At 66.8% G+C, this 13,738-nt stretch carries 12 protein-coding genes; 5 read left to right on the forward strand and 7 right to left on the reverse strand.

The genetic code is table 11. The features are described from left to right. Positions 1–67: 67 nt before the first annotated feature. Both ACVT6V_RS04995 and ACVT6V_RS05000 read left to right on the forward strand, forming a co-directional pair. Positions 68–517 carry an SRPBCC domain-containing protein gene (locus ACVT6V_RS04995; protein WP_489898709.1) on the forward strand — a complete coding sequence of 150 codons (450 nt, stop codon included), beginning with the start codon at positions 68–70 and terminating at the stop codon, positions 515–517. After that, positions 510–872, forward strand: a complete 363-nt coding sequence (locus ACVT6V_RS05000) for an ArsR/SmtB family transcription factor (RefSeq protein ID WP_489898710.1) — start codon at positions 510–512, stop codon at positions 870–872. Before ACVT6V_RS04995 ends, ACVT6V_RS05000 begins: the two co-directional genes overlap by 8 nt. 469 nt (positions 873–1,341) lie before the next feature. Here ACVT6V_RS05000 and ACVT6V_RS05005 read toward each other — a convergent pair whose 3' ends face one another. The 4 genes from ACVT6V_RS05005 to dprE1 are packed head-to-tail and all read right to left on the reverse strand — an operon-like array spanning position 1,342 to position 6,272. Then, positions 1,342–2,103: an MBL fold metallo-hydrolase gene (locus ACVT6V_RS05005; RefSeq protein ID WP_489898711.1), complete on the reverse strand. Its 762-nt coding sequence runs from the start codon at positions 2,101–2,103 to the stop codon at positions 1,342–1,344. Further along, entirely contained in the window at positions 2,100–4,031 is a 1,932-nt protein-coding gene (locus tag ACVT6V_RS05010; RefSeq protein WP_489898712.1) for a galactan 5-O-arabinofuranosyltransferase, read from the reverse strand. Before ACVT6V_RS05010 ends, ACVT6V_RS05005 begins: the two co-directional genes overlap by 4 nt. Before the next feature lie 2 nt (positions 4,032–4,033). Further along, positions 4,034–4,795 (reverse strand): decaprenylphospho-beta-D-erythro-pentofuranosid-2-ulose 2-reductase, encoded by a 762-nt coding sequence (gene dprE2 / locus ACVT6V_RS05015; protein ID WP_489898713.1) that lies wholly within the window; start codon positions 4,793–4,795, stop codon positions 4,034–4,036. A gap of 58 nt (positions 4,796–4,853) precedes the next feature. Then, positions 4,854–6,272, reverse strand: a complete 1,419-nt coding sequence (gene dprE1 / locus ACVT6V_RS05020; protein WP_489898714.1) for a decaprenylphosphoryl-beta-D-ribose oxidase — start codon at positions 6,270–6,272, stop codon at positions 4,854–4,856. Between the two features lie 101 nt (positions 6,273–6,373). On the opposite strand from dprE1, the gene ACVT6V_RS05025 reads away from it, so the two are divergent. Next, positions 6,374–6,649, forward strand: coding sequence for a DUF1905 domain-containing protein (locus ACVT6V_RS05025; protein WP_489898715.1), 276 nt, complete (start codon positions 6,374–6,376; stop codon positions 6,647–6,649). Here ACVT6V_RS05025 and ACVT6V_RS05030 read toward each other — a convergent pair. From ACVT6V_RS05030 to ACVT6V_RS05040, 3 genes are read right to left on the reverse strand one after another with little or no spacing between them, the layout of a single operon-like run. Then, complete coding sequence (locus ACVT6V_RS05030; RefSeq protein ID WP_489898716.1) at positions 6,633–7,970, reverse strand: DUF2254 domain-containing protein; 1,338 nt, start codon at positions 7,968–7,970, stop codon at positions 6,633–6,635. The two genes, ACVT6V_RS05025 and ACVT6V_RS05030, sit on opposite strands and share 17 nt — an antisense overlap. Next, positions 7,967–9,514 carry a phytoene desaturase family protein gene (locus ACVT6V_RS05035; protein ID WP_489898717.1) on the reverse strand — a complete coding sequence of 516 codons (1,548 nt, stop codon included), beginning with the start codon at positions 9,512–9,514 and terminating at the stop codon, positions 7,967–7,969. The genes ACVT6V_RS05030 and ACVT6V_RS05035 overlap by 4 nt, the downstream gene beginning before the upstream one ends. A gap of 7 nt (positions 9,515–9,521) precedes the next feature. Then, positions 9,522–10,739, reverse strand: a complete 1,218-nt coding sequence (locus ACVT6V_RS05040) for an alpha/beta hydrolase family protein (RefSeq protein ID WP_489898718.1) — start codon at positions 10,737–10,739, stop codon at positions 9,522–9,524. A 67-nt stretch (positions 10,740–10,806) separates the two neighbouring features. Here ACVT6V_RS05040 and ACVT6V_RS05045 point away from each other — a divergent pair, with 67 nt between their 5' ends. Both ACVT6V_RS05045 and ACVT6V_RS05050 read left to right on the forward strand, forming a co-directional pair. Continuing rightward, positions 10,807–11,637: an aldo/keto reductase gene (locus ACVT6V_RS05045; RefSeq protein ID WP_489898719.1), complete on the forward strand. Its 831-nt coding sequence runs from the start codon at positions 10,807–10,809 to the stop codon at positions 11,635–11,637. A gap of 79 nt (positions 11,638–11,716) precedes the next feature. Beyond that, positions 11,717–13,732, forward strand: coding sequence for an MDR family MFS transporter (locus tag ACVT6V_RS05050; protein WP_489898720.1), 2,016 nt, complete (start codon positions 11,717–11,719; stop codon positions 13,730–13,732). The last annotated feature ends 6 nt before the right edge of the window (positions 13,733–13,738 follow it).

A 13,738-nucleotide genomic window follows, 5' to 3' on the forward strand; every position in this document is an offset into this window, starting at 1 on the left:
AGAGGGTTGCGGTAGCCGGCACTATGTGCAACCATTGGGTTGCAGTCAAACACCCTTGGAGGACATCATGGACACCCAATTCGATCGCATCGAACGTGAGATCACCATCGAGGCGCCGGCCGAGCACGTCTGGTCGCTGGTGAGCGAACCCGGCTGGTACGTCAACGATCAGCAGGTCGTCGATCATCAGATCCAGCGCGACGGGGACATCAGCTACGTCACCGACCCCACCCACGGCCGCTTCGCATTCCGGACCGTCGCGCTCGACGAGCCGAAGTATGCGGCATTCCGCTGGCATATCGACGCCGACGATCCCGCGAGTTCGTCCACTCTGGTCGAATTCTGGCTCACCCCGGTCGATTCCGGTGTGGTTCTCAAGGTCGCCGAGAGCGGGTTCTCCACGCTCTCTGAACCGGAGGCCAATCGACGCTCGCGATTCGATGACCACACCCAGGGCTGGCAGATCGAACTCGACGTCGCGCGCGCCCACCTCACCGGGGCGGCCGCGAGTGCCTGAGTCCGACCTCGCCGACGTCGGGGACCCCCAGGTTCCGGTCGAGCTGTTCGCGGCGCTCGCCGACGACAGCCGCTGGCACATCCTGGTCACACTGTCGCGGTCTCCGGCGTCGGCATCGGCTCTGGCAGAACAACTGCCGATCAGCCGGCAGGCGATAGCCAAGCACCTTCGGTTGCTCACCGACGTCGGCCTGGTGACGGCGACGAAGTCCGGCCGTGAGGTGCGCTACGAGCCGGTCGGGTCTCGGTTGAGCCAGGTCGCACGGCAGCTCGACGCCATCGCCCGCGGCTGGGATCGTCGACTCGATCGCATCAAGTCGCTTGCCGAGGAGTCGGGCGGCACGTCTGCGCGTTGAGCATCTGCTGGTTGAGTGGCCCGGAGCGTCGGCGGGGGCTGTCTGCTGGTTGAGTAGCCGGAGCGCTAGCGGAGGGTGTATCGAAACCTGTTGTGGGTGATCTCGATACGGTTCCTCGCCTAGCGGCTCGGTACCTACTCGATCAGCGGGGCGACGGTTTCCTGGCGGCTCGGTACCTACTCGATCAGCAGGGGACGGTTGCCTAGCGGCTCGGTAGCTACTCGATCAGCGGGGGACGGTTGCCTGGGGGCTGGGTACCTACTCGATCGGCGGGGACGGTGCTTGGTCGGCGGGGGGCTGTCTGCTGGTTGAGTAGCCCGGAGCGCTAGCGGAGGGTGTATCGAAACCTGTTGTGGGTGATCTCGATACGGTTCCTCGCCTATCGGCTCGGTACCTACTCGATCAGCGGGGGACGTTCAGCGGGGATGGTTGCCTGGGGGCTCGGTGCCTACTCGATCGGCGGGGACGGTTACGACACCTCGAGTGCGCGGCGCGCGGCGTCGGCGACCGAGCCGTCGTGGCGGGGACCGTGGCCGGGGAACAGGACCGTCGCATCGAGCGTGGTGAAGGATTCGATCGTCCGCCGCGCCGCAACCAGATCGTGCTGAAACGCTTTCGACAGGCACTGTGGTCCGACGATCTTCGAGATCGGGTGCCCGCTCACCAGCGCATCGCCGGATACCAGGACCCGGCCGTCGGCGACCAGGAAGGCGCTGTGCCCGTCGGTGTGTCCGTGGGCCGCGACGGGCACCGGGCCGCCGGGGAGGTCGAGCGGCTCGGGGAACGGTTTCGCGTCGGCAATTCCCTTGCGGCTCAACACTCCCAGCGGCGCGACCTTGGCCAGCCAGCGCAGCACCCGAAGCTGGTAGGCCAATGGGACGATGTCGGCGGGGCCGGCCTGCTGGAGGTACTCCCGCCGCGCATGGGCCACTTCGACCGGATCCATGAAGACGTCGAATCCGTACTTCTCACTCAGCGAGATCAGCCCGCCCAGATGGTCCACGTGTGCGTGGGTGAGCAACGCCCCGCGGATGTCCTCAGGGCGGCCCCCGATGTGCCGGATCGACTCCACCACATCCGACGCCTGGCCGGGATAGCCGCCGTCGATCAGGGTGATACCCGAATCCGCTTGCAGCAGAACCCAGTTCACCACCTCGGTGTGCACGAGAAAGGCCGACGACGACCCGGCATCGACGCGGCTGATCAGGAAATCACTCTTGGGCACGATCATTTGCGCACCACCACCACGAAGGGACCCACCTCGGTCACCGCGAACCGCGGGTCGGAGAACACCGCGGGATCGAAGGTCACCGTGTAACGCTTGACGTTCGGGTCATTGGGATAGACATCCTTCGCCAGCCGCAACGTGTAACCGTCGGCGGCATAGCGGAACAGGAAGACGTTCGGCGGCTTCCACGGCGACCGGTCGAGTTCGCGGATCAGTTCGTCCGGTGTCGTCGACTCCGACCACCGCTCGATCGTCTTGGCCCGTTTGTCGAACTCCGCCAATGGGTTCGCATAATGGGAGGTCAGGCCCTGAAAACCCCAGTACGGGTAGATGGACAGGAATCCGTAGTCGGCGGTGAGCACCACGTTCTGATCGGCGGGCTTACCGGTCTGCACCCGGATCAGCCGATGGATCTGGGGGAAGTACGATTCCGCTCCCGGCGGACGCTGGTCGGCGCGCTTGCCGTAGCCGTCGGTATCGGTGTAGGCGGTGGTGATCTCGGTGGACAGATATCCGGGCACGCCCTGGGCGAGGGCGATCGCCGAGATCGTCGCGACCGCGCCGATCGCGAACCGCACATCCCCGAATCTGCGGACCGCCCAACGCGATCCCTCCGCGATGCCGAGGACTCCCGCAGCCGTCAACGAAGCGTTCAGGATGGTGTCGAGTCGGAAGGACAAAAGGGTGGAACCGCCGGCGGTCAGCGCCATCGACAACAGGCCGAACAGATAGATCACCGCCACCGTGAGGCCGAGCGCCAGCGCGATGGTCCGGGCACGGAAACGCAGCAGCAGCCAGATCAACCCGATCAGGGTGATCATCCCGACCAGGGTGAAGTGGAAGAACGGCATCGGTAGGATCGCGCCGCGATCCGGGAGGTAGTGCTCGGCGGTGCCGCCACTCGAGGGCTCGCTGCGCGCGCGCGACCACAGATACGGCGCCCACACGAGCAGGGCGATGAGCCCCGAGATCACCCCGATGGTGGCCAGTCGTCCCGCAATCGCCACGATGACGTCCCGACGATGCGCCCCGACGTGGGGGTCGGCCAGGTTCGACGCCTTGAACCACGCCTGGACAGCGAGATAGAGCGCCATCACCACCGCGGTCAGCGCGAACAGGCCGGTGTAGAGGGTGTAGAACGTGGCGCTCAGGCCGAGGAAGACCCCCGCAGCGAGCACCGCGGCCCAACTCGTCGCGGAGCGGAGTCCGCCGACCGCGCCGTCGGCGTTACGGGACCGGCCGCGCAAAGCGTAGAGCAGCGTGATCAGCATCGGGGTGCCGATGAAGACGAGGACCGCGGCGTACGGCTCGGGCGAGGCGTACATGAGCGTGACGACGGTGACCGCCAGCGCGATCGGGATGCCCCGACTCGGGCCCACCAACCGGTTCCACAGCAGGATCGACACCGCGGCTGCCGTCGCCATGGAGATGATCGCCCACGGCTTGTAGGCCTCCCAGCCGGGCAGCGCCTCCAGGTTCGCGTACCGGCCGCCCCACCAGAACCAGCCCGCCGGGTAGTACGGCGCGAGGTCGATGTAGGTCATGTCGGCCAGCCGCGGGCTGCTGGTCATCCGGGTGAGGTATTCGGTCCGGAACTGCTGATCGACAGACAGACCGAACAGGTACAGGCGCGTCGCCCCCAGCGGCATGCCGAGGGTGACGGTGACCAGACCCGCGGTTGCGGCGACCGACAGCAGACTGGTCAGCCACCGTGGCTTGCCATAGCGGTGCAGCAGGACGGCGGCGACGAGGACGACAACGGCCAGCACCTGACCGACAGTGGTCAGTGCACGCGTGACGTTCGACGAATTGAAGGCCGGCCAGTCGACGGACGCGATGACCTTCAGCCCGACAAAGGCGATGAGCGCACCGACGACAGCACCGATGACCAGCTCGCCGACGTCGCGTGCGTGGCGGACGGATACCCCCACGATCAGATGGGCAGGCGGCGGAAGATCGGCCGGGGGATGTGCCGCAGGATCATCATGACGAACCGGAACGGACCCGGCGCCCAGACGATTTCCTTGTGCTTGTCGGCGGCGGCGACCGCGAGCCGTCCGACGTCTTCCTTGTTCACCGTCAGAGGCGCCTCGGCAACGTGCGCGGAGAGTCGGGTGCGGACCTGACCCGGCCGGACCACCAGCACGTGGATTCCGAACGGACGCAGGGCGTCCCCGAGGCCGAGGTAGAAACCGTCGAGGCCGGCCTTGGTGGAGCCGTAGACGAAGTTGCTGCGGCGCACCCGTTCCCCGGCCACCGAGCTCATCGCGATGATCTGACCGAAGCCCTGGGCGCGCATCTTCTCGCCGAGCAGCACTCCGACCGACACCGCTGCGGTGTAGTTGATCCCCACCTCGGTGACCGCGGTCCGCTGGTCCTGCCAGGCCTTCTCGTCGTCGGGCTGGATGCCGAACGCGACGATCGCCACGTCGATGTCACCGCCGGCGAAGGCCTTGTCCAGCACCGCTTGATGGGTGTCGGGTGCGAGCGCGTCGAAGTCGATCTGCTCGACGCTCGACGCCCCGGCGGTGTTCATCTTCTCGACGGCCGCGGCCGCCGTCGGGTCGCCCGGCACGGTGGCCAGGACCACTCGCATCGGGCCCTTCTTGAGGTACTCCTCGGTGATGGCCAGGCCGATCTCGGAACTGCCGCCCAACACCAGGACGGACCGCGGCACGCCGACGGCATTGATCATGTTGTGAGTTCTCCTTCGAAGCTGGTGAGGTTCAGGCGTGTTCGGATCGCTGGTCGGATCAGGACAGTTCGAGGCGACGGCCCATGTCGGACATGAACACCTGATCCGGATCGACGCGGCGCCGGGTGGCGATCCAGTCGCCGATCTGTGGGTACATCGCGTGGAAGGTCTCGGCCGACGTCCGCGAATCCTTCGCGGTGTATAGCCGGCCGCCGATCGACATGACGCGGTGGTCGAGCTCGTTGCAGAACTCGGCCAGCCCCTTCTTGATCGGGAAGTCGACGCAGATGTTCCACCCGGCCATCGGGAACGAGAGCGGCGCCTTGTTTCCCGGGCCGAAAAGCTTGAACACGTTGAGGAAGCTGACATGCCCGGAGGCCTGGATGTCGAAGATGATCTTCTTGAAATCGTCGACGGCCTCGGGCGGGACGATGAACTGGTACTGCAGGAAGCCCTTGGAGCCGTATGCGCGGTTCCAGTTCCCGAACAAGTCGAGCGGGTGATAGAACTTCGTCAGGTTCTGGATCTTGCCGGTGTAATTGCCGCCCATCCGGTAATAGGCCTCGCCGACGATCGAGAAGTCGAGCTTGTTGGCCAGACCGTTGGGGAAGATGTCCGGGAAGTTCAGCAGAGTCGGGGCGTCGAACTTCAGCGGGTCCTTCGCCAACTCCGGCGGCAGCTGGTCCAGGGTCGCCAGCGATCCGCGGGAGAAGGTTCCGCGCCCCAGCTTCGGAGGCTTGCTGATCGCGTCGAACCAGCCCGACGAGTACGTGTAGTTCGACTCGCTGCCGTCCTGATGCAGCGCGATCGTCTCGTCGAGAGTGCTGGTGACCGTGCCGTCGGCGATGAAGTAGGCGGTCTCGGTGCGGGTCATCCGGATCTTCGCGCGCAGGATGATGCCGGTCAGACCGACGCCGCCGATCGTCGCCCAGAAGATCGAGGCGTCCGGGTCGTCGTCCGTGCCCTCGGGGGTGATGGTGATGATCTTCCCGTTGGCCAACAGCAGGGTGATCTCGGTGACGTGATTGCCGAAACTACCCGCACTGTGATGGTTCTTGCCGTGGATATCGCAGCCGATCGCGCCGCCGACGGTCACCTGCCGGGTGCCGGGCAGCACGGGCACCCACAGCCCGTGCGGCAACGCCACCCGCATGAGCGTGTCGAGGTCCACACCGGCGTCGACGTCGACGATCGCGGTCTCCTCGTCGATCGAGTAGATGCGGTTGAGCGGGGTCATGTCGATGGTGAGACCGCCGGCGTTCTGGGCGTTCTCCCCGTAGGAACGGCCGAGTCCGCGGGCGATGACGCCACGCTTGAGGTAGTCGGGTTTGTCCGCGTTGTCGTCGGCGACGCGTGCGACCGCTTCGGCGATGACCTCGGGATACGGCGTCGACAGCACGTGCCCCTGAATCGGCATCGTGCGGCCCCAGCCCATCAGCTTTCGGGTCTCGATCGGCAACAACTCGTGAGTAGACATCGCTCATGAGGGTACCTGGCCCGGTACGGTCGTCGGCTCCCGATGAGAACCTGCGCCCGATCAGGTCGTAATCAGCAACACTGGTTATCGAGGAGGCCGTCATGGGCACACCCCTGGACAAGACATTCACCGCGACGCTGGAGACCAGCGAGGCGCCGGGTGGCTGGACCTTTGTGGTCACCGACTGGACCGCGGAGTACTTCGGCACCCGTGGGCTGGTCAAGGTCACCGGCACGGTCGATGGCCATCCGTTCGAGAGTTCCTTCATGGCGCTCGGCGACGGCACGCACAAATTGCCGGTGAAGGGCACGCTGCTGACTCAGTTGGGCAAGTCCACCGGGGATCCGGTGCAGGTGCATCTCACCGAGCGTCGGTGACGGACGCCCGGATCGCCGCACGGGCCTGGTCGATCTCACCGCGGCAGAAGCGCGCGTTCACCGGATCGTCGGCACGGCCGAGGGCCTGGTCGATGAGATCGAGATGCTCGAGCACGGCATCGCGGACATCGGCATCGACCGCGGCCACACCGATGCGCCGGGCGAGCATGATCGCGGCGGTCATCGCGATCGGGGCGTCGAGCGCGTAGGTCCGGACCGCCCCGAACACGTCGTCGATCAGCTCCTGCAGAGGCAACCGGGTGACGATCAGCCGTACGGTGCCGTCCTCGTCGGTGCGTCCCAGATCCGGGGCCGAACGACGGGCGAGCGGGACCATCCCGGCCGCGAGCTCGTTCAGTGAGTTGTGCGCGGTGTACGGGTCGTTGGTGCCGGGAGACAGTGCCCGCACGGCCATCTCGGTCAGCTGCTGCACCGCGAACTGGATGTCCTGATAAGGGGTTCGGGTGTCTCCCAGGGAGATCGCCGCGCGGACGGCGTCGCCGACCGCGTCGGTCTCGTCGTCGTCGAGGTACCGGTCCTTGCTCGGATGTACCCGGGCGAGTGGTTCACCGTCGACGAGATGATCACCCGGCCGGACCTGCACCGCGATCATGCAGTCGGCATCGACGGCCGCGCGGTACAAGGCGTTCTCGTCGATCGCGATGACGAATCCCGATGTCTCCACGGTGATCAGGTCGCCGCCGGGTGGCGTGGGTGCCGGCTCTGCGTTGTCGGGTGGGTCGTCGGGGTAGAGCGATTCCACGACGGCGTCGAGCTCGGAACGGACCCGCGCCGACAGGGTCGACACCTGGATCGATGTCGCGATGTGGTTGATGAAGTAGACCAGCACGAGCACGTCGATCACGGCGAGCAGCACCGCCACGTTGACGGCGAGGTCGGGGACGAAGGTGGTCTCGATCGTCGGCCCGGCGGTGATCGCGCGCAGCACCATCAGGGCATAGAGGAAGGTGGCGCCGAACATACCGAGCACGAACTGGTTGCCGCGGTCGTTCATGAAGTTGCGCACCAGCCGCGGCCCGTAGGTCGAGCTGGCGGTGGCCAAAACCGAGATGGTGATCGAGAACGACGTCGCCGCCACGGCCAACATCGATCCGCCGATGGCTCCGAGCAGGTCGCGACCGCCGCTGGCCCCCACCCGGTCGAGCAGTGCACCGGTCCCGATCCCGGCGGTGTCGAGGGAGCGATCGAGCGCGATCAATCCCTGTGCCAGCACGATCGCGATCAGACCCATCACCAAGGGCAGGAACCAGAACACATCACGCAGACGCGCGAGCCGTATGCGCACCGCGGGGGCCCTCAACCGCCGAGCACCTTCTGCGCCGCATTGCGTCCCGGGATGCCGCTGACGCCGCCGCCACGTCGTGCTCCGGCGCCGCACAGCAGCAGCCGCGGGTGTTGCGTCTCGACGCCCCAGGTGCCGACGTCGGCCTCGGTCTCGGCCCAGGGCCATTGCAGGCTGCGGTGGAAGATGTTGCCACCGGGAAGTCCCAGGATCTCCTCGAGATCCTGGGGGGTCTTCACCTCCATGCACGGATTGCCGGTCACGTCGTGGGACACAACCGATTGGATGGGTTCGGCGAGCACCGAATTCAGGGAGGCCAGGGTGGCGCCCACGGCATGTTCGACCGCGCCGGGCGAATCGAACACCTCCGGTGGCGTGTGCAGCCCGAACAGGGTGAGTGTGTGCCGACCGTCCAACTCGGGCCCGAGAATCGACCGGTCGGACAGTGTGTGGCAATAGATCTCGCACGGCGGGAGTTCGGGTACCTGTCCGCGATCGGCTTGCCGCCAGGCGTCGTGGAGTTGTGTCGCGCTCTCGTTGATGTGGAAGGTGCCGGCGAACGCGGCGTCGGGGGAGATCGACTCGTCGCGCAGTCGGGGCAGCCGATCGAGCAGCAGGTTGATCTTCAGTTGTGCTCCCCGCGTCTCTGATTCGGTCGGGATCGGATCGTCGAGGAACTCGTTGACGGCCTGCGGCGCACACGCCACGTAGAGCATCGTCCCGGACACCGTGCCGTCGGTGAGTTCGACGGTGCCGTCGTGCGGATCGATCCCGACGACCTGCACGCCCGTCCGGATCTCCGCGCCGGCCGCCGAGGCGGCCTGGTACAGCGCGCCGGACACCGCACCCATGCCGCCGACGGGGACGTCCCAGTCGCCGGTCCCGCCGCCGATGACGTGATAGAGGAAGCAGATGTTCTGTCGCAGTGACGGATCGGCGAGATCGGCGAAGGTGCCGATGAGCCCGTCGGTCGCTGCGATCCCACGGACGACGTCGTCGTCGAAATACTGCTCGAGCAGGTCGCCGAGGGGTTGTGAGGTGAGCATCTCCCAGAGTTCGGCCTCGCTCGAATCGCCGCCGATCACCAGATCATGCATCTGTCCTTCCGATCGGAGTGGTTCGAGCATCGTCGGGAAGACGCGTTGTGCGATCAGGCCGATCCGGGTGTAGAACGACTGCCACGCCGTGAACACCGTGTCGGAACCCGTTGCGCGACGGAATGACTCGGCGGTGGCATCGGTGTCACCGTGATCGACGAGGATGGCGGTGGCCGGATCGTTCGGCAGCGGCGTGTACGACGAGTACCGCCGCCGGATCAGCCGGATGTCGAGGTCGAGGTCGGTGATGATCTGTTGCGGCATCAGTGACACCAGATACGAGTATCGCGACAGCCGCGCCGGCCGTCCCGGGAAGGGCATCGCCGAGACCGCGGCGCCGCCGACGTGATCGGTCTTCTCCAGAACCAGCACCGAGCGGCCCGCGCCGGCGAGGTAGGCAGCGGCGGTCAGTCCGTTGTGCCCGGCGCCGATGATGATGTCGTCGAACTGCGCGGTTCGGGTCACGGTGCTGTCACCTCATGATGCGTTGGAGGAAAGGGGTCGAATCGGCCATGGACGCGAGCACAGTGCCGGAGTGGTCCTTGGTGGGGTACACGTGCAGCTCGACGGGCTGGTTCGCGGCGCGCATCTGCGCGTACAGCGACAGCGCCGACGGGGCCGGCACATCGGTGTCCAGAAGGCCCTGGCCGAGGAAGATCGGGCGGTCATATCCCGAGTACGGGGTGCTCATGTAGTCGGTGAGGCCCTCCCGCACGCCCGGGATGCTGCCGAGCGGAGCGCGGAACAGGGTGCGCAGGTCCCGGCCCGCCATCAGCTCGTGCATCTCCGGGTAGCAGAGAAACCGGGCCTTGCCGATCAGCCGGTTGCCGAGCGGGCTGAGCGCCGCCTGTGTCCGCAGATCGGGACGGGCCTCGATGAATCCGGCCAGGATGTAGGTGGCATAGGTGTTGAGGCCGGCCGGCAGGGTGACCGGCGGGAACGTCGGGCCGCCGAGCGCGATGATCTGCTCGATGTTGGCCGGTGTCCCGGTCGCCACCACGCCGCGATAGTCGAGTCCGGAGCCCGCCGACAGCACGCTCGCCCGGCGTGCACCGTTCAGCGCGGCCCCGGCCCCCTGGGACTGGCCGACGATCGCCCAGCGCTTGCTCAGCGGCAGGCCCATCTGTTGGGCCGCCTTGACCGAGTCGACGATGGAATGGGCCTCCGAATCGCCGTTGAGGTAGCTCATCAACCCTGGTGTGCCGAGACCGACGTAGTCGGTGGACACGATGGCGTAGCCCTGCCGCAGCCAGTGCGCGAGGTAGGCGGAGTCGCGGGCGCTGCGCGGTTGCGCCGACGGTGTGCAGTTGTCACCGAGCCCGGTGGTGCCGTGGGCCCACGCGATCACCGGCCAACCACCGGGCGGCGGGGTGCCGGCCGGAACGAACACGGCTCCGGTACTGGTCGCGGGCCGGCCGTGTTGATCCGGTGTCGCGTAGTGGATCCGGTAGGCCTGTGCGGCGCCCGGGACGCTCAACCCTCGATCCAGCGGGACGTGTGCGATGAGTGTGCCGGCCTTGTGCGGCACGGGGCCTGTGTAGCTGCGGACATCCAGACCCGACCAGTGCGGTGCTCCGGTGCCCGGAACGTTCTCGGCTGCTGCCGTCGGATGGCCAACCGCCAGGGCGATCGCGGTGGCCAGGGTGGTGATAGCCACCGCGGCGGTGCGCCGCAGACGTCCAGACCTCATGATCGGCAGCGTAGATGACCGACGCGACCACCACGCCCAGATGCCCGGTTGGACCTATTCTTGCTTCGTGGACATTCCGTCAGTGCAGCTGAACAACGGACTCTCTATCCCGATGGTGGGACTCGGCACGTTCGACATGCTGGGGCGGCCCGGTGTCTCGGCGGTGGCGGGAGCGCTCCGAGCGGGGTACCGGATGCTCGACACGGCCAGCCGCTACAGCAACGAACGCAGTGTCGGGATCGGGCTGCGTCAATCGGGTGTGCCTCGCGACGAGGTGGTGGTGCAGACCAAACTCGGCGGGGGCGATCAGGGATTCGACGAGGCGATCAACGCGGCCAAGGACAGTGCCCGACGTCTCGGCGTCGACCATATCGACATCTACCTGATCCACTGGCCGTGTCCGAGCCTCGGTCGGACCGTCGAGTCGTGGAAGGCTCTGCTCACGCTCGCGGACGAGGGGTTCATCCGTACCGCCGGGGTGTCGAACTTCAAGCAGCATCACCTGGAGATGCTCTACGACGAGACCGGACGCTGGCCGGCGCTCAACCAGATCCAGTGCTCTCCCGCACTGGCCCGTACCGAGCTGCGGGAGTTCATGGCCGACAAGGGTATCCATGCTCAGGCGTGGCATCCGACCGGTCGCAAGGAGGGCATGCTCGGGGAGGCGTCGGTGATCAAACTGGCACGCAAGTACGGCAAATCGCCCACCCAGATCGCATTGCGGTGGGCCGTGCAGAACGGTGTCAGCGTCGTGCCGAAGTCGTCGCACGCCGGCCGGCAGACGGAGAACGCCGACCTGTTCGACTTCGAGTTCGACCACGATGACCTGGCCATACTCGCCGAGCTCGACCGTGGTGAGAAGGCCGCGCGCGATTCCGATGTCGAGGAGGAGTACTGACGGCTCGGCCTCGCCGTCCGGCGCGGCCGCGTCGCCCGAACCCGCACGGAGACGACACCTTCCGACGTAAGGTCGGCCCATGAGCGATGGCCGTGCCCCCACAGCCGATGCGCCCGCGGCTGGCGACCTCGATCAGCGCCGGATCTGGTACATCTTCGGTGGTCTGATGCTGGCGATGCTGCTGGCCGCGCTCGACCAGACGATCGTCTCCACGGCGCTGCCCACCATCGTCAACGATCTCGGCGGAGCCGAACACCTCACCTGGGTGGTCACCGCCTACATGCTGGCGACCACTGCCACGACGCCGCTGTGGGGCAAACTCGGCGATCTCTACGGTCGGCGCAACCTGTTCATCGCCTGCGTGGTGATCTTCCTGGTCGGCTCCGCGCTGTGTGGCACAGCTCAGTCGATGGTGCAGCTGATCGGCTATCGCGCCTTGCAGGGGGTGGGTGCCGGCGGTTTGATGGTGTTGGCGCAGGCGATCATCGGCGATGTGGTGCCGCCTCGGGAACGCGGTCGCTACCAGGGCATCTTCGGAGCAGTCTTCGGCTTCGCCAGCGTCGTCGGACCACTGCTCGGAGGTTTCTTCGTCGACAACCTCAGCTGGCGGTGGGTCTTCTACATCAACCTTCCGATCGGTGCCGTCGCGCTCGTCGCGGTGATCCTGGTGCTGCCGAAGACGGCGGCACAGGTCAAACCGTCGATCGACTACCTCGGAATCCTGCTGTTGGCGTCGGCCGCCACCGGGATCGTGCTCGTCACCAGCTTCGGATCGCTCTGGGGCTGGACGTCGGTGCGCGTCCTCGTACTGGCCGCGCTCTCCGTGCTCGCCGTGCTCGCGTTCGTGGCGGTCGAGCTGCGGGTCCCCGAACCGGTGATGCCGATCCGGCTGCTCACCAACCGGGTGTTCGTGATCGCCGCATCGGTCGGGTTCGTGGTCGGTTTCGCGATGTTCGGTGCGATCACCTTCCTGCCGCTGTTCCTGCAGTCGGTACAGGGCGCGACCGCCACATCGTCGGGTCTACGGATGATCCCGATGATGGTGGGTCTGCTGCTGACCTCCATCGGCAGCGGCCAGATCATCAGCCGCACCGGCCGATACAAGATCTTCCCGATCATCGGCAGTGCGATCTTCACCGTCGCCCTGTATCTGCTGTCCACCATGGACCGCGACACCTCCGAGGTGCTGACCAGCGTGTACCTGTTCATCCTCGGTATCGGGCTGGGCATGGTGATGCAGGTGCTCGTTCTCGCGGTGCAGAACGCCGTCGAATATCGCGACCTCGGAGCGGGTACGAGCGGCGCGACCTTCTTCCGCACCATCGGGTCGTCGGTGGGTGTCGCGGCGTTCGGTGCGGTGTTCAACAGCCGCCTGGACGCCCAGCTCACCGACGCCGTGCCGACCGCGGCGGTGGGTCCGTGTTCCTCCGACGTGCTCGAGGCGTCGTCGCTCACCCTTCCGGCGTGCCCGCCGGAGGTACAGAACTGGTATCTCGACGGCTTCACCGACGCCTTCCACATGGTGTTCCTGGTCGCCGTGCCGATCGGGTTCGTCGCGTTCGTACTCTCGTGGCTGCTGCCCGAGGTGTCGCTGCGCACGGTCACCAAGACCGCCGATCCCGGGGAGAGTTTCGGCATGCCGTCGGCGCGGACCTCGTTGGAGGAACTGCGGCTCAAGTTGTGGGAGACGTTGGGCCGTGACGACCGGTTGCGGGCCTGGGAGTACGTCGTCGAGACCGCGCAGAGTTCGCTGTCGCGGGGCGAGGCCTGGATGGTGAGCCGGGTCGCCGAGGAGCGGACCCGGGAGATATCGGCGATGGCCGAGGCCTCCGAGTCGCCGCGGCCGCTGGTCGAGGAGACCGCCGAGTCGCTGGCACGACGCGGCATGGTCACCATCGACCAAGGAGTGGTATCGATCACCGCCGAAGGCGAGGCGGAGGCCCAGCGTCTGCTCGACGCGCAGCGCCAACGCCTGCGTGAGGTCGTCGCGGACTACCCGGGCAGCGACGAGGCCGACGTCGACGAGATGCTCGACGAGATCGCGCGCCGCCTGCACGACGAGGTCCCGCCGCAAGGTTTGGTCACCGCAGACTAGGGTTGG

The organism is Gordonia sp. LMA167, assembly GCF_058130025.1.